Source organism: Sphingobacterium siyangense, assembly GCF_007830445.1.
GTDB classification, from domain to species: domain Bacteria; phylum Bacteroidota; class Bacteroidia; order Sphingobacteriales; family Sphingobacteriaceae; genus Sphingobacterium; species Sphingobacterium siyangense.
This window is the reverse complement of the sequence record NZ_VLKR01000003.1, coordinates 273,364-295,990: the sequence shown is the minus strand read 5'-3', so window position 1 is coordinate 295,990 and position 22,627 is coordinate 273,364. Positions and strand designations below refer to the sequence as shown.

At 39.6% G+C, this 22,627-nt stretch carries 12 protein-coding genes; 11 read left to right on the top strand and 1 reads right to left on the bottom strand.

Going from position 1 to position 22,627, the window contains the following annotated elements:
* The first annotated feature begins 4 nt into the window (after positions 1-4).
* Together IQ31_RS05135 and IQ31_RS05130 are read left to right on the top strand one after the other, a co-directional pair.
* The gene (locus tag IQ31_RS05135) at positions 5-1,528 is read left to right on the top strand and encodes a SusD/RagB family nutrient-binding outer membrane lipoprotein (protein WP_244294342.1); all 1,524 of its coding nucleotides are present in this window, start codon (positions 5-7) and stop codon (positions 1,526-1,528) included.
* 141 nt (positions 1,529-1,669) lie between these two features.
* Entirely contained in the window at positions 1,670-4,147 is a 2,478-nt protein-coding gene (locus IQ31_RS05130) for a phosphocholine-specific phospholipase C (protein WP_145327302.1), read from the top strand.
* Positions 4,148-4,356: 209 nt separating this feature from the next.
* Here the strand turns inward: IQ31_RS05130 and IQ31_RS05125 are convergent, their stop codons facing one another.
* The gene (locus IQ31_RS05125; protein ID WP_208734114.1) at positions 4,357-5,790 is read right to left on the bottom strand and encodes an arylsulfatase; all 1,434 of its coding nucleotides are present in this window, start codon (positions 5,788-5,790) and stop codon (positions 4,357-4,359) included.
* A gap of 386 nt (positions 5,791-6,176) precedes the next feature.
* Between IQ31_RS05125 and IQ31_RS05120 the strand changes: the two genes are divergently transcribed.
* The 9 genes from IQ31_RS05120 (at position 6,177) to IQ31_RS05080 (ending at position 22,625) form a co-directional block, all read left to right on the top strand.
* Positions 6,177-7,163 (top strand): LacI family DNA-binding transcriptional regulator, encoded by a 987-nt coding sequence (locus IQ31_RS05120; protein WP_145327298.1) that lies wholly within the window; start codon positions 6,177-6,179, stop codon positions 7,161-7,163.
* Between the two features lie 148 nt (positions 7,164-7,311).
* Entirely contained in the window at positions 7,312-9,660 is a 2,349-nt protein-coding gene (locus IQ31_RS05115) for a GH92 family glycosyl hydrolase (protein WP_145327295.1), read from the top strand.
* A gap of 10 nt (positions 9,661-9,670) precedes the next feature.
* Positions 9,671-10,393, top strand: coding sequence for a basic secretory protein-like protein (locus IQ31_RS05110; protein ID WP_145327293.1), 723 nt, complete (start codon positions 9,671-9,673; stop codon positions 10,391-10,393).
* Positions 10,394-10,403: 10 nt separating this feature from the next.
* Positions 10,404-12,698: a GH92 family glycosyl hydrolase gene (locus IQ31_RS05105; protein ID WP_145327292.1), complete on the top strand. Its 2,295-nt coding sequence runs from the start codon at positions 10,404-10,406 to the stop codon at positions 12,696-12,698.
* Between the two features lie 88 nt (positions 12,699-12,786).
* A complete protein-coding gene (locus tag IQ31_RS05100; protein ID WP_158638793.1) occupies positions 12,787-14,109 on the top strand; it encodes a sensor histidine kinase in 1,323 nt (440 codons plus the stop codon).
* Positions 14,110-14,811: a response regulator transcription factor gene (locus IQ31_RS05095; RefSeq protein WP_145327290.1), complete on the top strand. Its 702-nt coding sequence runs from the start codon at positions 14,110-14,112 to the stop codon at positions 14,809-14,811.
* Between the two features lie 160 nt (positions 14,812-14,971).
* Positions 14,972-18,226 (top strand): SusC/RagA family TonB-linked outer membrane protein, encoded by a 3,255-nt coding sequence (locus tag IQ31_RS05090; RefSeq protein ID WP_145327289.1) that lies wholly within the window; start codon positions 14,972-14,974, stop codon positions 18,224-18,226.
* Between the two features lie 19 nt (positions 18,227-18,245).
* The gene (locus IQ31_RS05085; RefSeq protein WP_070561814.1) at positions 18,246-20,168 is read left to right on the top strand and encodes a RagB/SusD family nutrient uptake outer membrane protein; all 1,923 of its coding nucleotides are present in this window, start codon (positions 18,246-18,248) and stop codon (positions 20,166-20,168) included.
* A 165-nt stretch (positions 20,169-20,333) separates the two neighbouring features.
* On the top strand, positions 20,334-22,625 hold the full coding sequence (locus IQ31_RS05080; protein WP_145327287.1) for a GH92 family glycosyl hydrolase: 2,292 nt from the start codon (positions 20,334-20,336) through the stop codon (positions 22,623-22,625).
* Positions 22,626-22,627: the final 2 nt, after the last annotated feature.

Below are 22,627 nucleotides of genomic sequence, written 5' to 3'. Positions count from 1 at the left end.
GAACATGAAAAGATTATTGACGTATATCGCCCTTGGTACTTTGGCGGTGTCGACAAGTTGTTCCAAGTTTGATGAGATCAATACTAATCCTGAGACACCATCCGTGGTTAAACCTTCCATGTTGGCTACTCGTATAATATTAAATTTGGCACGCCAGTCCTCAACTAAAGGTTTTATGCAGCCTTATATGCTTACCAAAGAGATTGCTTGGACAGAATTAACAGAGGGGTATCAATACAATAGCCTCGGCGAATGGGATATCTCGATGACTTCGATCAACGATGCTCATTTTATGGGAGAGTTTGCAACAAGTGAAAAACTCAAGAACTCATATAATGGTCTGATGTATTTTGCTCGTGCCATGAAGTTTTACGAGGGGACAATGAGTGTTGGAGATATTCCCTATAAAGATGCATTAAAAGGGGAAACGGATAAAGTTTATTTCCCTAAATATGATACTCAAAAAGATGTTTTTCTGGGTATTTTGAACGAGTTGGAGCTTGCAGATAAGCTCTTTTCGGAAGGTGAAAAATTTGATGGTGATCCATTGTTCGCTGGAGATATCACGAAATGGCGCAAATTGGTAAACAGCTTTGCATTAAATGTTCTTATTCAATTAAGCAAAAAAGAAAGTGATGCCGATCTAAAGATAAAAGATCGTTTTAAATCAATCTTGACCAGTAAACCGATCTTTGGTAGTAATGCAGATAATTTTCAGGTCGTTCATGAGGACAAAGCCAGCCAAACTTATCCTTTCTATAAGATTAGTAATAGCTTTGTTATTTATCCTATTGTTTCGACAGAGGTTATTGACCGATTGAAACAATATCAAGATAGAAGATTGTTTTATTATGCGAATCCTTCCGCATTACAGATCACAAACGGCAAACAGTCTAATGATTTTAGCGCGTACATAGGGACAGATCCTTCTCTTTCCTTTAGTGAAATTGCTGAGTTAAAGAAGAAAAATGATTATTCTAAATTGAATGACCGTTATACGGAACTAGTTAGTGGTGAACCAACACAACAATACAGTTATGCACATCTATGTTTTGTGATAGCTGAAGCTGCCGCACGGGGCTGGGTTGCCGAATCGTCCGTTAATTGGTATAAGAAAGGAATTGAAGCCGCAATGAAATTTATAGCGGATAATACGCCGAATACGGCTCAATATACCCATAATATGCCATTGGATGCCAACTACATCAATACAGCAGTAGCAACTTATGGAAATCAATTTCCGGTCGTACTTGAAGCACAACTGGAGGCTATTATGACACAAAAATATTTAGCCAGTTACTTGCAGGGGCGTATGACTCCATATTATGATTACAGAAGAACGGGCTATCCTAAATGGAAAATCAATCCAACATCAAGTTTGAATTCAGTCGCACCGGATAAAATACCGATGCGGTGGCGTTACCCATCATTAGAGTACAATTATAATTCTGCAAATTTGGACGAGGCAATGCAGCGCCAATATAAAGGCAATGATGAGATCAACCAATTGATGTGGCTTTTGAAATAAGTCCTTCGAAAAAAACAATCCCCGTAGATGAGATCAATCGTTTGCGGGGATTTTTGTTAAAAACGTTACATTAAAAACGACAGCGAATGGATATATTCGCTTTAGACCATTGAATTTAGTAGAGAGATAACAAATTTATTTATGGATAGCAGAAGAGATTTTATTAAGAAGGCTTCCTTGTTAGCTGGTGTTTTTGGCTTACAGAGTGCTATGCCAGATGCCATACAACGTGCATTGGCTATTGAACCGATCATTGGAAGTACCTTTTTAGATGCCGAGCATATTGTATTATTAATGCAAGAGAATCGTTCTTTTGATCATAGTTTTGGAACACTTCGTGGGGTTCGAGGGTTTAATGATCCACGGGCGATTAAATTGCCTAGTGGTAACCCTGTATGGTTGCAATCGTCGGCTGCAGGTAAGACCTATTCGCCGTTCCGACTGGATATCAAAAATTCAAATGCTGCCTGGACCGGAAATTTACCACATTCCTGGGAAAATCAGATGGCAGCCCGTAATCAGGGAAAACACGATAACTGGATTGAAGCGAAGCGTCCAGGAGGAAAGGTCTTGAAAGAAATTCCGCTAACAATGGGTTATTATACACGGGAGGATATTCCTTTCTATTATGCGTTAGCTGATGCCTTTACCATTTGTGACCAGCACTTCTGTTCGTCCATTACAGGTACAACAACCAATCGCCATTTTTTCTGGACAGGAACCTGCGTACCACACAAAGGAGCAAAGCCATTGGTGCGGAATTCAGATATCTATTTTAACCGTTGGGCACATTGGAAGACTTTTCCGGAACGACTGGAAGAAGCAGGGATCTCCTGGAAAGTCTACCAAAATGAAGTCAGTATAGAAAGTGGCTTAGACGGTGAGGATCTGTTGGGAAATTTTACAGACAATAATTTGGAATGGTTTGCGCAATATCATATTGAATTCAAGAAAAGCCATCTTGATTTTATGCGTAAACGTGTGGCAGAAATACCCGCTGAAATTCAAGAACTTGAAAAGGCATTAGCGAATAATAGCTCTGAGAGTGTCCAAAAAACACAGAATAAACTTAAGCAGAAGCAGGAGCAGCTGAATAGCTACCAAAAACATTTGGCACGTCTTACGGATCATGCTTTTCAGCAGCTTCCTAAAGAACAGCGTACCTTGCATGAACGTGCTTTTCAAACGAATGAGGGTGATTCTTTCTATCGTGAGACAAGCGTGGTGGCACAGGAGGGTGAAAAGATTAGAGTTCCTAAGGGGGATGTTTTGCACCAATTTAGACATGATGTGAAATCTGGGAAGTTACCTGCAGTATCTTGGCTTGTCGCACCACAAAGCTTCTCAGATCATCCGAGTGCACCTATGTATGGTGCTTGGTATGTATCGGAGCTTTTAAATATTCTGACAGAAAATCCCGAAATCTGGAAGAAGACTATTTTTATTCTGAACTATGATGAGAATGATGGTTATTTTGACCATATCCCTCCGTTTGTAGCACCTAACCCAGCAGATCATCGTTCTGGAAAAACTTCACCGGAATTGGATTATAGTGGCGAATATGTGAGTTTAGCCCAGGAGCTTGCCGATGGTGAAGAAAAAAGTAATGCAACGGAAGGTCCGGTGGGGCTGGGCTACCGGGTGCCTTTAATTGTAGCGTCACCTTGGTCAAAAGGCGGTTGGGTCAATTCGGAGATTTGCGATATCACATCGACGATTCAGTTTATGGAGCATTTCTTTGAAAAAAAGTTGGGCAAGCATGTGAAAGAGGAGAATATCAGTTCGTGGCGCCGGGCCATCACAGGTGATTTGACATCGGTATTTCGGAAAGCTGAAGGATCGAATGCTGTTAATTTGCCTTTCCTTGATCGGAATCAGCAGATCTATGCGATTGATCAGGCGAAAGCGAAACCATTGCCCAATAATTTTCATGTTTGGTCGAAAGAGGATGTAGCAGGATTGCGGTCTAAAGGTCATTCGAAGCTGTTGGCAAGACAGGAGAAAGGTCAGAAAAACTCCAACGCTCTGGCGTACGAGCTTTATGTTAAGGACTCTTTTGCTAAGGAACACAATCAGATTCATCTGACACTAGAGGCGGGCAATAAGGTATTTGGTAGTAAATCGCTAAACAGCCCATTTAATGTCTATAGTGGACCCAGCTATAAGGAAGGTGTGAGATTTTGGCCATTTGCAGTTGTCGCTGGGCAGGAACTAAGCTTTGACTGGAACTTGGCAGACTTTAAAGATCACCATTACGATTTAACAGTGTACGGACCTAATGGTTTTATGCGCGGATTTAAAGGACAGGAGGAACCCTTATCTGTTGGAGCGACCTATGAAATCGGGAAGAAAGGTCTTTTGACGGGTAATCTTGTACTGGAGGTTCATAATCACGGGGAAAAATCATTCCGTGTACATGTAGAAGATAATGCTTATAGTACATGGAAGAAATCGATTGTACTTGCGGCAGGGAAATCTACGAAGTGGATTGTGGAATCTCATAAAACCCATGGTTGGTATGATGTGACGCTGCATGTTGAGGGAACCAAATTTATACGTCAGTTCGCTGGTCGCGTAGAAACGGGTAACCATTCGAAAACTGATCCTCAGTTGGGATAATAAGCTAACGATTCATTGATAAATGGTATCTGTTGGCGGTACTTCTTTATCTATACGATCCTAGTTCTACAGTGGGCTAGGATCTTTTTTTGTGCCTGTATAGGAAGTCAATCATTTCTATTTCTTGGTATCTTTTTCCTGTTGCTATACTTTCCGGAATTTTAATGTTTTTTGGGGAAAATAACGCTCAGTTTGCTACTCCCCAAACCTTATTTTATGTGCATATTTACACTTGTTAATGGGAAAATATCACTTTCGATATGCGCTTTTTCAATCAGCTGACGTAATTCTTTTACTTTCGTTGGGTTTTCCTGGGCAATATTGTGTTGTTCTTTTGGGTCTTGTTTGAGATTATATAGTTCGGCTGTAGGTTGGCTACTTGTCACTTTTTGTAAGATAAGTTTCCAATCTCCTTGGCGCAGGGCTTGACGACCCCCATCTTCATGAAATTCCCAGTACAGGTATTGGTGCTGTTTTTGTTGCTTGTTTTTACCTAGCAGTGTTGGTAAAAATGAAATTCCGTCTGTATAATGCGGTTTTTTTGTCCCGGCAAGCTCGACTATCGTAGGCATAATATCCCAAAAAGCGCCCAGGTAGTTTGAGGTTTTTCCTTCCGCAACTTTATCATGCCAATAAACAATGAAAGGGGTCTTGATGCCACCTTCATAGAGGTCGCGTTTGTTGCCGCGTAACCCGCCAGAGCTATTGAAAAAATTGGGATCGGCTCCGCCTTCTTTGTGCGATCCGTTGTCGCTTGTAAAAATGATAATTGTATTATCCAATAGCTTGTTTTCGCGTAACCGATCAACAATTTGACCGACATAAGCATCCATACGGCTTACCATACTCGCATACATGGCATGAGGTTTTTTTACCGAAGCGTAACCGGAAACAGTCGCTTGTGGGCCATAGTCATTTCCTTTATGTGGTTTTTCATCAAACCTGTCTGCATATAATTGATAATATTTGTCATCCGGACCCGATAATTCGGCGTGAGGAAGAACTGTAGGTACATAAAGGAAAAAAGGTTTTTCTTTATTTTCATCAATAAATTTCAAGGTCTTTTCTTGAATTAATGCTGGAGCATACTGTCCTTGGGCCATTAAACCATTGCCGTGGAGTTCTATCCTTTCGTTATTATGCCAGAGGTGAGTTGGGTAGTAGCGATGGGATTGACGTTGGCAGTTATAGCCATAGAATTCATCGAATCCTTTTTGATCAGGAGCACCTGTTGTATGGACCATGCCAAGTCCCCATTTTCCAAACGCACCGGTTGTATATCCTGCTTGTTGTAGAAGCATAGCGAAAGTTTGTACAGAGTCGGCTAGCGGTTGTTGTCCTTCGGGCTCAATTTCTTTGTTACCGCGTACGTAGGTATGGCCGGTGTGCTGTCCTGTCATTAACGATGACCGCGACGGAGCGCATACAGATGTACCAGCGTAGAAGTTATCAAATTTCATTCCCTTGGCAGCCAATGAATCAATATGCCTCGTTTCAATTTTTTGCTGACCATATACCCCAAGGTCTCCATAACCAAGATCATCCGCCATAATAAGTATGATATTGGGTCTTTTGTCTTTCTCTTGCGCTACGGCCATGGCTGTTAACATCATCAGAAAAGATAACATAAAAGGTGTTTTCATTTGCATCTAGTTCATTCGTCAAATCAAATCTCTTTGTTGGTTAGGATAGGCCACTAATTTAGATAATGGTCATCTTAATCTTTTAAGAAATTCTGATGGTTATCAATAATGGTTTGTATTCCTTTTTTATACATCTATTTGTAATAGACATTTGCTATTCATGAAAAATGAAGTTTAAATCTAAGCAAAAATACCTTTTAGGCCATATCGGTCGTTATTTATCGAGGCATAAAAGTATTAGTTAAACAGTCTTCATTGTCAATCTAAGCCTTTTTTGACTCTCGCGCATACGATTGTGTAATAATTTAGTGTGTGCTATCAATTGTAATCTCCGATATGTTCATATTTATTTTCTAATTTCACCCTAATTTTATGAAAATGCTCTTATGGCCAAATCAATTAAAGAAATAGCACAGGAACTCAATGTGTCTAAATCAACTGTTTCGTTAGTCATCAATCACAAAGCCGAGCGAGCACGCATTAGCAAGGAATTGGAAAGCCGCGTACTTGCATACGTTGAAAAAGTTGGCTATAAACCCAATGCACTCGCTAAGAGTTTAGCAACAGGACGGTCAAATACTATTGGTCTAATTGTAGAGAATATTGGGGATTCTTTTTTTGGTCCATTTGCATTGTATGTAGAGGAATTGTTCCGAAAGAAAAATTATCATGTCCTCTACAGTAGTACGCTTGGAGATCCGCAAAATGCACGCGATATCATCGATTCGATGTTGGAAAAGAAAGTGGAGGGTATTATTTTGGCTCCGACAGTAGATCTGGAAGAATATCAGCGCAAAATATTGGAACATAAGGTTCCGCTGGTAGTTTTTGATAGAAATTCTCCAACAGTGGAAACCCATTATGTACATATTGACAATGAAGTTAGTGGGAAGAATGCATGTGACTATTTGAAATCTATTGGTTGTAGAAATTTTGGGCTGGTAACCATCGATTCGGATCAACCACAAATGCTGGCACGTAAGCGTGCTTATTTGGCGTTTTGTGACACATATGGAATGGAACCTCGTATACTGCAATTACCTTATCAGCACCTGAAGCAGAAAGGTTCACGTATGTTGAAAAATTGGGCTGCTAAGCAGGTAGGCTTAGATGGTCTATTTTTTACCACAAATTATCTTTGTATTCTCGGATTGAAGGTATTACGGTCGGCACCTGAGAATAGCTATAATTTTCCGATGTTTTCTTTTGATGACCATGAATTATTTGATATTTTGATTCCTAAAATTTCCTGTATTCAGCAACCATTGGAACCTCTGGCTAAAACTTGTGTGAAAGTTTTGTTAAAGGAAATAGATCAGGGGATATCCATACCAAAAGAATATGTCATTTCGACCAAATTGATCAAGCGATAAAAAGGGACAACAAATGGATATATAGAAATTGAATTGTAAAAATCATAAGACGTGTTTGTCCAATTCCAGGTCTTTATTTTGATTTAATATTCTTTTTTATATCTTTACTAATACGTTTTAGTAGAAATATTTTTATATATCCTAAATAATGAAGAAATCTTTAAGTGTTTTTCTAGGGTCGTTATTGTCTTTGGGTTTGTTTTACGCAAAACCGGTTTTGGCTCAGAAATTTAGAGGACAGCAGCTAGAAGCTGTCGATCTTGTTAATCCATTAATGGGTACCGAATCCAAATTTGAGTTGTCCAATGGTAACACCTATCCCTCGATTGCGAGACCTTGGGGAATGAATATGTGGACACCACAAACAGGGAAAAATGGCGACGGATGGCAGTATCAATATACTGCTGATAAGATTCGTGGATTAAAACAGACTCACCAGCCATCACCCTGGATGAATGATTACGGTGTTTTTTCTATCATGCCTGTAACTGGAAAGCCTGTATTTGATCAAGATGAACGTGCGAGCTGGTTTTCACATAAAGCGGAGATTGTAAAACCGTATTATTATTCGGTTTATCTAGCAGATCACGATGTGACTGCAGAGATGACACCAACAGAACGCGCAGCCATGTTTAGGATCTCGTTTAATAAAACAGACGATGCTTATATTGTTTTGGATGCTTATGAAAAGGGATCTGAAGTTCAGATTATTCCAGAAAAAAATATGATAATTGGCTATTCTTCGAAATATGCACGCGGCCCACTACCTGCTAATTTCAAGAATTATTTTGTTTTGGTTTTTGATCAACCTTTTGCAAGTGTCGCTACTTGGGAAGGCAAAGAGAAGAAGGATGGGCAACTTCAGATCAAAGGTGATCACACTGGTGCAATCGTCGGGTTTAAGGTAAAAGACAAAACGAAACCAGTGCAGGTGAAAGTGGCGTCTTCCTTTATCAGTGCCGAGCAAGCCTTATTAAACTTAAATGAGTTAGGTAACAAATCTTTCGATCAAATAAAAGAAGACGGACGTCAGATCTGGAATTCGACTTTAGGAAAAATTAAAGTAGAAGGTGATGATATTGATCAACTGCGTACATTCTATTCGACGATGTATCGGACCTTATTTTTCCCGAACAAATTATATGAAATTGATGCGCAAGGAAAGGCTGTACATTACAGCCCATATAATGGAAAAACACTTCCCGGTTATTTATTTGGAGGAACAGGTTTTTGGGACACTTTTAGAGCGTTGTACCCATTCTTAAACTTTATGTATCCTTCCATTAATAAGGAGATGCAGGAAGGTTTACTTAACGCGTATCTAGAAGGAGGCTTCCTTCCTGAATGGAGCAGTCCGGGATATGCCGATATCATGGTGGGAAATAACTCTGCATCGGTCGTTTCGGATGCATATATGAAGGGATTGCGCGGTTATGATATCAATAAGTTATACGAAGCCTTACAACACGGTGCTAATAACGAAGGACCAATGAGTGCTGTTGGAAGAAAAGGCGTTGAATATTACAATAGTTTGGGTTATGTGCCATATGATGTTAAAATCAATGAAAATGCAGCACGTACATTGGAATATGCCTATGACGATTTCACGATCTACCAATTGGCAAAAGCGTTGAACCGCCCGAAGGCTGAGATTGATTTGTATGCTAAGCGTGCACAGAATTACAAGAATTTATTTGATCCATCGACCAATCTTATGCGTGGAAAGAATAAAGATGGAAAATTCCAGGCCCCTTTTAATCCATTGAAATGGGGTGACGCATTCACCGAAGGAAATAGCTGGCATTATTCGTGGAGCGTATTTCACGATGTTCAGGGGCTGATCGATCTGATGGGAGGAGAGAAGACTTTTGTGGGCATGTTGGATTCGGTGTTTGTTCAGTCCCCAGATTTCGACGATAGCTATTATGGTGGTATTATCCATGAAATACGTGAAATGCAAGTTGCGAATATGGGGCAATATGCACATGGTAATCAGCCAATTCAGCATATGCCATATTTGTACAATTATGCTGGCCAACCTTGGAAAACACAATATTGGGTGCGTCAAGTGATAGACCGAATGTATAAGCCTACACCTGATGGCTATTGTGGTGATGAAGATAATGGTCAAACCTCTGCATGGTATGTTTTTTCAGCGCTGGGATTCTATCCGGTTTGTCCGGCGACGGATGAATATGTGCTCGGAGCCCCATTATTTAAAAAAGCGACATTAACATTTGAAAATGGTAAGACATTGACCATTGATGCACCAAAGAACTCAGCTGAAAATGTATATGTAAACACATTGCAAATGAATGGTAAGGATTATGGTAAAAACTGGTTAAGTCACAAAGCATTGCATGAAGGTGGCACACTTAATTTTGACATGGCGGCAAAACCCAATTATACGAGGGGATCGTCCAAAAATTCAGCGCCTTATTCAATGATAACGGATTTGCAAACAAATATCAAGTTGAAATCGAACAAAAAGAAATAATCATTGGATTATGATAAACTTTAAAAACTTAAAAGTAGTTGTTACCTTATTTGGTTTGGCATACTCTTGTTCACTTTTCGCGCAGGACAACTGGAAACATACAGAAAACGACCGCAAGGTGGCTGTGGATGTTGATAGTATCAGTAAAGGTGGGTACACCCTGATTTGGATAAATAAAGACAAAGATTTTAGTGCTCCTTTAAAAGAAAGGTTGGTGGCGGCATATTTTACAAACTATCCTAAACTAGCCAAGAAATATAATAAAAAGACCATAAAAAAGGTGTCTTTCGTTATTGATCCGGACTATAAAGGTGTGGCAGCGACAGCGGGCGGGATTGTCCGTTACAGTCCAGCTTGGTTTGCCAAAAATCCGGGCGATATTGATGTGGTTACCCATGAAGTCATGCATATTGTCCAAGCATACCCTGACGGGGCGGGCCCTTGGTGGATTACCGAGGGGATAGCCGATTTTGTGCGATTTGACGATGGAATAGATAATGCGGGAGCAAATTGGAAGCTGCCAGAATATAACGAAAAGCAGAAATACACCGATTCTTATCGTATTACAGCGCGCTTTTTGTATTGGATCAATCTACATATAAAGAAGGATTTTGTCAAAAAATTGGATGCAGCGATGCGTAGCAAAAGCTATAGTGATGCTTTTTGGAAAGTGGAGACGGGTAAAACTATTGATGAGCTATGGGCCGATTATAGCCAAAATCCCACACTATAATTCATAAGCGATGAATATCAGAAGTTTAGTCTTTTTGGGATTAATTAGTGTCCCATATCTATTAAAGGCACAAGAAACGAAATTAGTTCAGTATGTCAAACCACTCATCGGAACGGCGAAGATGGGACATACTTTTCCGGGGGCGACAGTTCCATTCGGTGCTGTACAATTAAGTCCTGATACGGATACATTATCTTATGCTGTCAATGGACGGTACAACGGTGATGTTTATAAATATTGTGCTGGTTATCAGTATGATGATCCGACGATTGTCGGGTTTAGTCATACACATTTTAGTGGCACTGGTCACTCCGATCTTGGTGATATACAGATCATGCCGACACAAGGAAAAGTTCAATTGAATCCGGGTACAGCTGATCGACCGCAAGACGGTTATCGATCATCCTACTCACATGCCAATGAGCGAGCTGAGGCCAATTATTACAGTGTTCTACTGGATAAACATCAGATTAAGGCTGAATTAACGACTACAACACGTGTAGGGCTCCACCGTTATACATTCAAAGAGTCTGACGCTTCACATCTTATCGTAGATCTAACTGCTGGGATTTATAATTATGATGGCAAGAATGTTTGGACCGTTGTCAAGGTATTGAACGATTCAACACTGGTAGGCTACCGTCAAACAAACGGTTGGTCGAGAACGCGCACCGTATACTTTGCAATAAAGACCTCAAAAGCTTTTAAGAATTATGGCGCCAAGTATGAAGATGGAAAATCTGTGTATAATGGTTTCTGGCGTAAGTTTGATCAACAAAATAATTTCCCCGACCTTGCAGCGCACAATATTAAGCTACACTTGGATTTTGATACAAAAGCACAAGAATCCATCCTTCTGAAAGTAGCTTTAAGTCCAGTAAGCATGAAGAATGCATTGGCCAATATGGAGGCTGAGGCTCCGGACTGGAATTTTGATGGCTACGTTAAGAAAGGCCAAGAAGCTTGGGAAAAGGAGCTGCATAAGATAGAAGCTGAAATGTTGAACAAGGAAGACCTGGTCAATTTTTATACAGCCATGTACCATGCAAGCTTAATGCCGACAGTCTATATGGATACGAATGGTGAATATAAAGGCTTGGATCAGGAGGTGCACCGCGCCAAAGGTTTTACGAATTATACTTCATTTTCGCTGTGGGATACTTATCGGGCTTTTCATCCGCTGTTGAATTTAATTAATCCTTCTCGGAATGCAGATATTGTGGCATCCATGATGGCTCATTATAACCAGAGTGTATTGAAGATGTTGCCGATCTGGTCGCATTATGCAAATGATAATTGGTGCATGAGTGGCTATCATTCCGTATCGGTTATTGTTGATGCTATCCTCAAGGGTGTTTACAAAGGTGATGCGGATGCTGCTTTAGCAGCTTGTGTACAAACAGCAAATACACGTCAGTACGAGGGGATTGGGGCTTACATAGATAAGGGATATGTTCCTGCAGATGTATCGGGAACATCTGTTTCTAATACATTGGAATATGCGTATGACGATTGGTGTATCGCGCAATTAGCGAAAAAATTGGGAAAAGAGGATATTTACACGACCTTTTCCAAAAGGGCTGAAAGTTGGAAATCACTCTATGATTCCGCTATTGGATTTATGCGTCCGAAGAATTCAGCGGGTAAATTTCAGGAGAAATTCGATGTTTTGGATACACATGGGCAAGGATTTATTGAAGGTAATTCATGGAATTACAGCCTGTATGTACCGCATCAACCTACTGAAATGATGGTATTAATGGGAGGTAAAAAACGTTTAGCGTCTTATTTGGATTCACTGTTTACCATGGAATTACCGGATAAATATTTTGAACATACGGAGGATATTACCCGAGATGGCATTATCGGAAATTACGTGCACGGAAATGAACCTTCCCATCATGTGGCATACTTGTACAATATAACCAAGAGTCCCTGGAAAACTCAGGCGCGTGTAAGACAAATCATACGGAATCAGTATCATAATGGTCATGCGGGTTTAGGGGGAAATGATGACTGTGGACAAATGTCTGCTTGGTATTTATTTACTGCATTAGGCTTCTATCCGGTGGCACCTGGGGAAGATAACTATTGGATTGGCAGTCCTTTGGTAAAATCGGCAAAGGTTAATCTTGAAAACGGACGCAGTCTTTCTATAGTTGCCCGTAACCAGTCTGAGAAGAATGTTTACGTTAAATCCGTTTCTTTAAATGGGCAGAAATTGGCTGATTTTCTATTGCCCTATAGCAGCATTATAAATGGCGGTGAATTAATCTTCGAGATGAGCAATAAACCGAACAAATAATAGTCTGTTTGCAAAAATGAGACGGTCAGGTGTATATAAATGGATAGCTATCTGTTGCTTAGTTTTGTTTTTGATATTACAATATCTCATGATTGCAAGATCATATGAGATCAAAAGAGGCGAACTATTTCAAAAAGAAAAAAAGGAAATTAAGGTTGTTTACGATAAGCATATTTCCAACGATAAGATATTCCCGGGCGGACAGAAACTTGTCGATTCAACCTTAATGCCTCATTTAGTTCGTCTGAGAGCTTATTATCAAGACGATAGAAATGCTTTCAATAGTCTGAAAGATAGTATCGCGAAGACCTTGATAATGCGGCTTCGAAATCATCCTGCGATGGATAGCCTATTCCAGGTCATCAGATCCGAAGTCAATTTGGGTGAAGGCTTTGGTTATGCCATTGTGTTGAGAGATGTTTCGGTGACTTTTGATGCGAAGACCTTTATACCAATCCTGGACTTTGGCAAAGATCAGCATATTCCTATTGGAGGGGAATTTCGGTTTATTGACAAAGACAATCTAGTATCGTCGATTGCAATAACTGCAAATAGTAAGATGTCAAATCGTGTGGCTTTTACGTTGTACGTTGGAAATATTGATACAAATTTTTCTGTATTAAGATCCATTTTCCCATTATTATTGCTGTCGGGCTGCTGTATAATTGGTATTGTTTGGTTGTATTTGATGACCTATAGTAGCTGGATAAAGCAAAAAAGAATGGCAGAAATGGCTTCTGACTTTATTAACAATGTCACACATGAGTTCAATACACCATTGACAACCATACGAATTGGTTTAACCAATTTGGCGGTAAAAGTTTCGAAAGATGATAAGTTAAAAATGTCAACAACTTTGGACACCTTGATGCGTCAGATAAACCGTTTGGATCGATTAGTTAACAAAGCGATTGATTTGAGTGTGTTTAATCAAGAAGAGGTGAGTCTAGAGGAACACTTTTTGGCAGAACTTATGGATCAATTAGAACAAGATCTTGCGATTTTAGTATCAGAAAGTGCGACGATTCAAATCTTAGTGGATCAAAACGTTAAAGAGGCTAGGGTGCTTGTCAACCCATTTATGTTTGTTACCGCGGTAAACAATTTGGTCGATAATGGCCTGAAGTATAATAAAGAGCGAATAAAGCATATTCATATTCGTTTGAGTATTGGCGCTAGAGATACGGTGGTGATGACTGTACAAGACAATGGAATAGGTATTTCACATAACCAATTGCCGTATATTTTCACGAAGGGATATCGGGGTAAACAAGAAGCTTCTTTAAATGGGCTGGGCCTGGGGCTTTTTTTCGTAAAGGAAGTCATGCGGATTCATAGATGGAAAATTGACGTTAAATCAGATAGCCAACCTGGAACAACATTTTCTATTTCAATACCAATAATAAAATAGATGATACCAAAATATGGACATATATTGCTGATTGAAGATGATCTTGATTTAGCGACAATGCTCATAGATTATCTGTCAAATTTCGGATTTGATGTTAGTCATGCAATGTCTGCTGAAGAGGGAATATCTTATTATAAGATTGATAAATATGATATCCTTGTAGTAGATATACAACTTCCCAACTGGGATGGGTTTCAATTCGTTGAATATATTTCTCAGCTAAATAAAAACCAGTTTGTGCTTTTTCTTACAGCAAGACTGTCTAAACCAGATCGATTAAAGGGCCTCCGTCTAGGGGGCAATGATTATATAACAAAACCGTTTGATGTTGAAGAATTGTCTCTGAAACTTCAAAATTATATGGTTAAGCAACATGTTGTTTGTCAATTACAACTCAATATTGGTGACATTAAACTTAACCGTAATTTACTCGCAATAGAATTTAATGATAGATCTCGGCAGGTAGTATCACCACGTGAATTCGAACTTTGGACATTCTTAGCAAATAAACCGAATGTTGTTTTGAAAAGAGAGGAGATCTTACTCGCTCTTTGGGGAGATAACGATTATTTTTTGGGACGAAGTCTCGATGTTTTTATATGCAAGATTAGAAAAATGCTGAAAAGATCGCGGTATGTTGCTATTAAAACTGTTTACAAAGTGGGATTTATTTTAGAGGTCGATTTCAATAATTGTCATTAACAATCGATTAACAACTTTCTCTTTTCTTTCTTTTTAATTTTACTAAAACGAATTAGTTTATCAGCTTAAGGTTGTTTTCTTTGGAGGGCTGTTCATTTCAAAGAAGTAACTGATTGACGACCAATTGTTGTATTAGTAAACCAATCATTAATTATTATTTATGAAAAGAAAGGTAATTCCATTATTTTTTACGCTTTCGGTGTGTAGCACGTTCAATTTGTGGACCGAATTGAAAGCTGCGTCTAGCCACTTCAGTTTCCAACAAGAGGGTATTATTGTAGAGGGAACAGTTTTAAACAGTTCGACAGGGAAAGTTTTGCAAGGTGTCACCATTGTGGTTAAGGCGAGTGGCAAATCAACGAAAACAGATGCATCAGGTCGATATCGAATAGAAATTCCCTATAAGGATGCGGTATTGACCTTCTCGTATATTGGTTTTCAGCCTCAACAAATTGTGGCGGGCGGAAGGTCAACGTTACAGGTTAGCCTAGTAGAAGATGTAAAAGCACTAGAGGATGTTGTGGTTGTTGGATACACAACACAGAAGAAAAGAAATGTTGTGGGCGCCGTCGCAACGATTACGACTAAGGATCTTGTACAGAGTCCTGCAGCCAATATTAATAACATGCTTGCAGGAAGATTACCAGGACTGGTTGTCAACCAATATGCTGGAGGTGAGCCAGGAGTAGATCGTTCAGAATTGTTTATTCGTGGTAAGTCAACTTATGGTAATCAATCCCCCATTGTAATTGTGGATGGAATTGAACGCGATATGAGCTATTTGGCTCCAGACGAAATTGAGACTGTTTCCATTTTGAAGGATGCAGCAGCTACGGCACCCTACGGAATTCGTGGAGCGAATGGGGTTATCGTTGTTACCACAAAACGAGGACAATCCGCCGATAAAGCAACCGTAGACTTCAAAGCGTCTTATGGACTAAATACACCTGCACAATTGCCGAAGCTTTTAGGATCTGCAGATTACGCGACTCTCTACAATGAAGCGTTAATGAATGATGCGAAGCTGTCTGGTGGAAATATCGATAACTTGAAATTATTTAGTCAGGATGCTATAGACAATTTTCGAAGGGCAAAGGGTGATAATTCGGACGGGTTAGGTTATAACTGGGACTATTTCGATTATATTTTTAGAACTGCACCTCAGCACGAATATAATCTATCAATACGGGGTGGTAATGATATTGCGAAATATTTTGTGATGGGCGGTTACATGGGACAAGATAATAATTATGACCATGTTGATTTATCTAAATATAATGTTTCTCCTAAATTTCAGCGCTATAATTTTAGGTCCAATATTGATGTCAACATTACTAAAAACTTGTGGGTAAAACTCAATTTAGGTGCTCGTATTACCAATCGAACTTCACCTGGAACTTCCGCAAGTAGATTGATGACTCTGGCAATGACACAGCCCCCGTATTTACCCATCATTCTTGAACCCAATAGCCAACCTTCTACGCAGGGGTATCTGCTGAATAATCCCTCGGGCTTGTTGTTTGGTAATCAAATTTACCGATTTAATGTTCTTGGGGAGTTGACTAGATCAGGATATCATACAGAAAAAAATACCTATTTGGAAGGCAGTTTTGCTGCCGGCTGGAATATGGATTTTATTACCAAGGGACTTTCTGTTGACGGAATATTTTCCTATGATGCTAGAGAGCAACAATGGGTCCGACGCGAGTTGGGTACCTATAGTGAAGGATATAGGGTATATCCCAATTATGCAACTTTTCAGCCTACAGATGGTATCGATCTTTTTATGAATCCGCAATACTATGAGGGTACTTATAAAAATGGGAACAAATATAGGGTAGATCAAACTGTTGGAAATTCATTTACACAAAGTAGTCCTTTTAATAGAACTTTCATTCAAGGAAAAATAAACTATAACCGTCTATTTAAAGATAAACACAATGTTACTGGAATGTTGCTTTTCAATCGCTCGAGCCAGTCTGTCTATGATGCGGCGAATTCAAGAGCCAGTGTTGATATCCGTTATCAAGGTATGACAGGACAGTTTACCTATAATTATCTAGAAAAATATTTGGCGGAATTTAACTTTGGTTACAATGGATCCGAAAATTTTATAGAGGGAAAACGTTATGGATTTTTCCCGGCTGGAGCATTGGGTTGGGTGGTTAGCAAGGAGAAATTTATGTCGAATACCAAAGACTGGCTTAGCTTTTTAAAGCTGAGGGCCTCGATGGGGCTTGTGGGTAATGATAAAATGCCAGGTGACGCTCGATTCGGATATCTCGCATTTTTTCAGGGAGGAGATGGTTATAGTTTTGGGGAACAGAATTTTAACAATGGACTAAGTGGCCTTCGTGAAGGACGCCTGGCAAACGAAAATATAACATGGGAGAAATCTAGAAAAACCAATATCGGTCTTGATATGGGCTTTTTAAAGAATAAGATGAACTTTAGTATTGATGTTTTTGAAGATTATCGTTATGATATTATTACTGAACTGGGGGCGGATGACATTGGTTTTCCTGGCGTAGTTGGTAAAGGCTCTCCGCTGATCAATATTGGAAAGGTCCGCAACCGTGGTATTGATATTGAGATGAGTTATTCAGATATGATTGGGGATAATTTCAGATTTTCTCTAAAACCTAATTTCACCTTTTCTAGAAATAAGTTGATCTACCGACAAGAGGTGCCACGACAATATGAATACAGACAAGCAACGGGCAAACGACTTTATGAAAATTTTGTCTATGTTTTCGATCACTTCGTTAGAGATCAGGCCGAGGCGGACAAATTAAATCAGAGTAATTTTCAACCTTGGGGAACAGTAGGACCTGGCGACGTCGTATATAAGGATTTGAATGGTGATGGTAAAATTACAGATTTAGGGGATCGCACAGTGATGGGAAATCCTAGGAGCCCGGAGATTCAATTTGGTTTACCAATATCGCTGCAATACAAGGGTTTTGATTTTAGTCTTTTGTTTCAAGGAGCGTTAAATTCTTCAATTTTATTGAAAGATGCGGCTGTGTGGGATTTCCCGACTTTTGATCAAGATAAACTCGGCTCCGTTCGACCAATTCATATGGGACGTTGGACACCGGAAACGGCCGAAACTGCTACTTACCCCGCTCTACATATTGGCAATTCCGAGAATAATAAAAATAGTAACAGTAGTTTGTTTTTATATGATGCTAAATATTTAAGGCTCAAAAATATAGAGATTGGTTATAATTTACCGAAAGATCTTATTAAAAAAATTGGTTTGAACCAATTACGCGTTTATGCGCAAGGGATGAACCTATTTACCTGGTCAGGTTTAAAGGATTTAAGTATAGATCCTGAAATGGGAAATACGAGCGGTTATTGGTACCCGATTCTAAAAGTCTACAACTTTGGAATAAATCTTAATTTCTAACCTTATGAATGTATTGAAGATGAAAAAAATACTTTTTTTTATGGCAGGTGTGGTTGCTTTTATGATCGCAAGTTGCAACAAATATTTGGACAAATTACCCGACGATCAGATCCGGGAAGATGAGGTTTTTACTCGTTATGAAAAAGTAAATCAGCTCGTTACGGATGTGTATGCTAAAGCGAAGGGTGTCAATCAGCCTATCTCGTGGTTCTATCATTTTTCGAGTGCCGCGATAACCGATGAGGCTGAAGGCTCTACAGTAGAGGGAAATATTACAAATAGATATAATACAGGTGATTGGAATATCAATGAACTACCCGGAGACAATGGGCAATTCTGGAATAGTATGTTTGACGGGATCCGCAGAACAAACGTTATTTTGGAAGGAATTAAAAAATATAGTACACCAGATGATATCCTAGAACCAGGTTCACTGCCTATGCGCGTGGGTGAGGTCTACTTTTTAAGAGCTTACTTTCATTTAATGGCTGTTCGTATATATGGTGAGATACCTTACATAGATCATGTTGTTACGGCAACAGAGAACATGAATTTCGAGCGTGAGTCAGTTCATAAAGTTATTGACAAAATTGTAGCTGATGCAACAACAGCATATAATGCTGTCCCGGAAAAATGGGAGGGGCAGAATTTTGGACGTATCGATAAAGGGGCATGTCTTGGGCTGATAGCAGAAGCACGGTGGATGGCCGCTACACCACTTTGGAATGGAGCTGCCGCAAAAGGTTATAATGGGACACGTAAGTTTGAGTCCGAATACGCTACATATGATCCTCAGCGTTGGGTGAAAGCTAAAGAGGCTGCTAAGGCAGTTCTTGAAAGTAAGGTTGCAGGTGGAAAACGTTATAGTCTTTACCAGAAATACTCAAATACCGATTTTGGAGATAGTGGTGGTCAAAACACGAGTAACTCAACAGTTTATACACGCTTATGGCAGATGTTTTATGATATGGAGGCGTTCAAAAATGAGTATGTTTTGTTTTTTACGCGCTATAAGGGTGAAGGGTGGTTTGGTGATGTATATCCGCCAAGCCGCGGTGGTGGAGCTCGTCAGATGCCCGTTCAAGAACAAGTAGATGAGTATGAGTACTTGTCGCCAGATGGCTTTGGTTACCCGATTTATAGTACCAAGGCTAAACAGGACGGGTATGATGACGCAAATCCTTATACTTCAGTAAAAAGGGATCCACGTTTTTATCGCGACATTATATTTCATGGTGCAGCATTCCGCGGCGGTAACAATAATCCATCCCAGACAAATATTGCGAGTGGTGCCGATCAGATCGGAGCGAATAATGCAACGCGCACGGGATATTATCTGAGGAAATTTTTGCAGGAAGCCTGGAATAAGAATGGCAGTGTTATCATTAGTGCGCCTCCAGTTTGGCGTTTGCCAGACTTTATTTACATTTATGCTGAGGCGGTTAACGAAGTTGATGGACCAACACAAGAGATCTATGATTTAATTAATCAGGTAAGATCTAGATCCTTTATGGCACCAATGCCTATGACAACGCTTGCTGATAAAAATTTGATGCGTGAGTACATTTACCGTGAAAGAAGGGTCGAATTCTTCTATGAGAATAAGAGAGCTTTTGATAGTCGCCTATATCTAGAGCCCAGTAGCTCGGTGGAGAAAACTAAATACCAGACCTTTACTGCATCAGGTAGTACAAATAATGAACGAAGTATAAACTACTGGAAGAATAATAATACAGCTTATCCGAAACTTCAAAATATGATTAATGGTATGAGAGCTGTTGAAGATGTAAATGGTAAAATCCAAATCGGTGATAAACGTTATAAAATGGAACGTTTCTTTGTTGAAAGTAGAGTTTTTACTGCTCCAACTCATTACTTATTTCCTATTTTAAACTCAGAGATCCAAAAATCGCCCTCATTAGGGCAGAACCCTGGGTGGTAGTATTAGTGTGATATAAAAACCGCAATCATTTGATTGCGGTTTTTTTTGTAACCATCTTGTGAAAAAGACCTGGGTAATCTGCTATATTTAAATTTCTTACCTATATTTACTAATACGTTTTAGCTTTTTTGCTAATAATTTTAAGCTTAACCAAACGCTTCATTTATGTTTAATATTAAAAAACTAACAGGTAGTATTCTTTTTCTATTCGCGACGCATGCTGGAATGGCGCAACAAACCTCACCTGTTGATTTCGTTAACCCGTTGATCGGTACAGAATCGAAGTATGAATTGTCTAATGGCAATACTTATCCTGCGATCGCTCGGCCTTGGGGTATGAATTTTTGGACCCCGCAGACTGGAAATATGGGCGATGGTTGGGTATATACTTACACGGCTGATAAAATTAAAGGATTTAAGCAAACGCACCAGCCAAGCCCTTGGAACAATGATTATGGTCAGTTTTCAATCATGCCAATAACAGGCACACCGCTATTTGATCAGGAAAAGCGGGCAAGCTGGTTTTCACATAAAGCGGAAATTGCAAAACCTTATTATTATAGCGTCTACCTTGCGGATCACGATGTGACAACAGAATTGTCTCCATCACAACGGGCAGCAATCTTTCAGTTCACCTTCCCCAAAACAGACAGTGCTTATGTTATTATTGATGCATTTGATAAGGGGTCTTATATTAAAGTAATTCCGCAGGAAAATAAGATTATCGGGTATTCAACAAAAAATAGCGGTGGTGTTCCGGAGAATTTCAAGAATTACTTCGTCATTACTTTCGATAGACCATTCTCCTACAAAGCTGCTGTTAAAAGCGGAGCGATAAGTAAAGATGAATTGGAAATTCAGGACAATCACGCCGGAGCAGTTGTGGGCTTCTCTTCCTTGAAAAGAGGGGAGAAGGTCACAGCCCGTATTGCTTCTTCCTTTATAAGTTTTGAGCAGGCAGAACTTAATTTAAAAGAAGTGAAGTCCAAAACATTTCAACAGGTTGTTGACGAAGGTAAAGCACAGTGGAACGAAATCCTCGGACGTGTACAGGTTGAAGACCATAATATTGACCGGTTACGTACATTTTATTCCAGCCTCTATCGTTCAACACTTTTTCCAAGGGATTTTTCTGAATTTGATGGAACAGGCAAGCGTATGCATTATAGCCCCTACAATGGGCAGGTCCTGCCTGGCGAAATGTTTACAGATACAGGTTTTTGGGACACATTCAGAAGTTTGTTTCCGCTGTTGAATTTATTATATCCATCCATGAACGATCGCATGCAAGAAGGTTTGGTCAATGCTTATAAGGAGAGTGGTTACCTTCCGGAGTGGGCTTCGCCAGGACATCGTGCATCGATGATTGGAAACAATTCCGCTTCTATTGTCGCAGATGCCTTGATCACTGATCGGAAAGGCTATGATAAAGACCTATTATGGGAAGCGCTCAAGCATGGGGCCAATAGTGCCTATCCGAAACACTCTTCGACGGGACGCTTCGGTTATGAATATTACAATAAATTGGGCTATATACCTGCTGATGTAAAAGTAGACCAAAATGTAGCACGTTCATTGGAATATGCATACAATGACTGGTGTATTTATGAATTTGGCAAAGCATTGGGCAAACCGGAAGCTGAAACAGCTATTTATGCAACACGCGCGATGAACTATAAAAATCTGTTTGACCCAAGTACAAAACTTATGCGTGGGAAAAAAGCAGACGGATCGTTCGTCTCAGATTTTGATCCAAGTGCCTGGTCAAGAGAATATACGGAGGGAAATGCTTGGCATTGGAGTTTTTGTGTGTTCCATGACCCTCAAGGTTTAATTAATTTGATGGGTGGTAATAAATCATTTGTGTCCATGTTGGATACGGTGTTTGTTATTCCGAGTTATGAGGGTATGAAAAGTCGCGGAATGATCCACGAAATGCGTGAAATGCAGGTGATGAATATGGGACAGTATGCGCATGGAAATCAGCCTATCCAACATATGCCTTATCTGTATAATTATGCTGCAGAGCCCTGGAAAGCACAATATTGGGTACGCAAAATAATGGATAAACTTTATTTGCCTACACCAGATGGCTATTGTGGTGATGAAGATAACGGGCAGACTTCAGCCTGGTATGTCTTCTCTTCGCTGGGATTTTATCCAGTTTCTCCTGCCTCGGGCGAATATGTGATTGGTTCACCACAATTCGATAAGGTGACACTAAATTTCGAAAATGGGAAAAAAGTGAATATCCAAGCTAAACAACAGGGAGCAAATCAGGTCTACGTAGATCAACTAACTTGGAATGGAAAGCCTTATAATCATAATTATATCCGTTATAAAGATTTATTGCAGGGTGCCAAACTTGATTTCAAAATGAGCGAAGAACCGAATAAAAATAGAGGTACAAAAAAAGAAGATGCTCCATATTCCTTTAGTAACGAAAAAATAAAATAATA

Bases quoted from the DNA above. Each gene is read 5' to 3' on its own strand.
- IQ31_RS05085 (WP_070561814.1), top strand. From the start codon at position 18,246: ATGAAAAAAATACTTTTTTTTATGGCAGGTGTGGTTGCTTTTATGATC.
- IQ31_RS05080 (WP_145327287.1), top strand. From the start codon at position 20,334: ATGTTTAATATTAAAAAACTAACAGGTAGTATTCTTTTTCTATTCGCG.
- IQ31_RS05125 (WP_208734114.1), bottom strand. From the start codon at position 5,790: ATGAAAACACCTTTTATGTTATCTTTTCTGATGATGTTAACAGCCATG.
- IQ31_RS05100 (WP_158638793.1), top strand. From the start codon at position 12,787: ATGATTGCAAGATCATATGAGATCAAAAGAGGCGAACTATTTCAAAAA.
- IQ31_RS05130 (WP_145327302.1), top strand. From the start codon at position 1,670: ATGGATAGCAGAAGAGATTTTATTAAGAAGGCTTCCTTGTTAGCTGGT.
- IQ31_RS05110 (WP_145327293.1), top strand. From the start codon at position 9,671: ATGATAAACTTTAAAAACTTAAAAGTAGTTGTTACCTTATTTGGTTTG.
- IQ31_RS05090 (WP_145327289.1), top strand. From the start codon at position 14,972: ATGAAAAGAAAGGTAATTCCATTATTTTTTACGCTTTCGGTGTGTAGC.
- IQ31_RS05120 (WP_145327298.1), top strand. From the start codon at position 6,177: ATGGCCAAATCAATTAAAGAAATAGCACAGGAACTCAATGTGTCTAAA.
- IQ31_RS05095 (WP_145327290.1), top strand. From the start codon at position 14,110: ATGATACCAAAATATGGACATATATTGCTGATTGAAGATGATCTTGAT.
- IQ31_RS05135 (WP_244294342.1), top strand. From the start codon at position 5: ATGAAAAGATTATTGACGTATATCGCCCTTGGTACTTTGGCGGTGTCG.
- IQ31_RS05105 (WP_145327292.1), top strand. From the start codon at position 10,404: ATGAATATCAGAAGTTTAGTCTTTTTGGGATTAATTAGTGTCCCATAT.
- IQ31_RS05115 (WP_145327295.1), top strand. From the start codon at position 7,312: ATGAAGAAATCTTTAAGTGTTTTTCTAGGGTCGTTATTGTCTTTGGGT.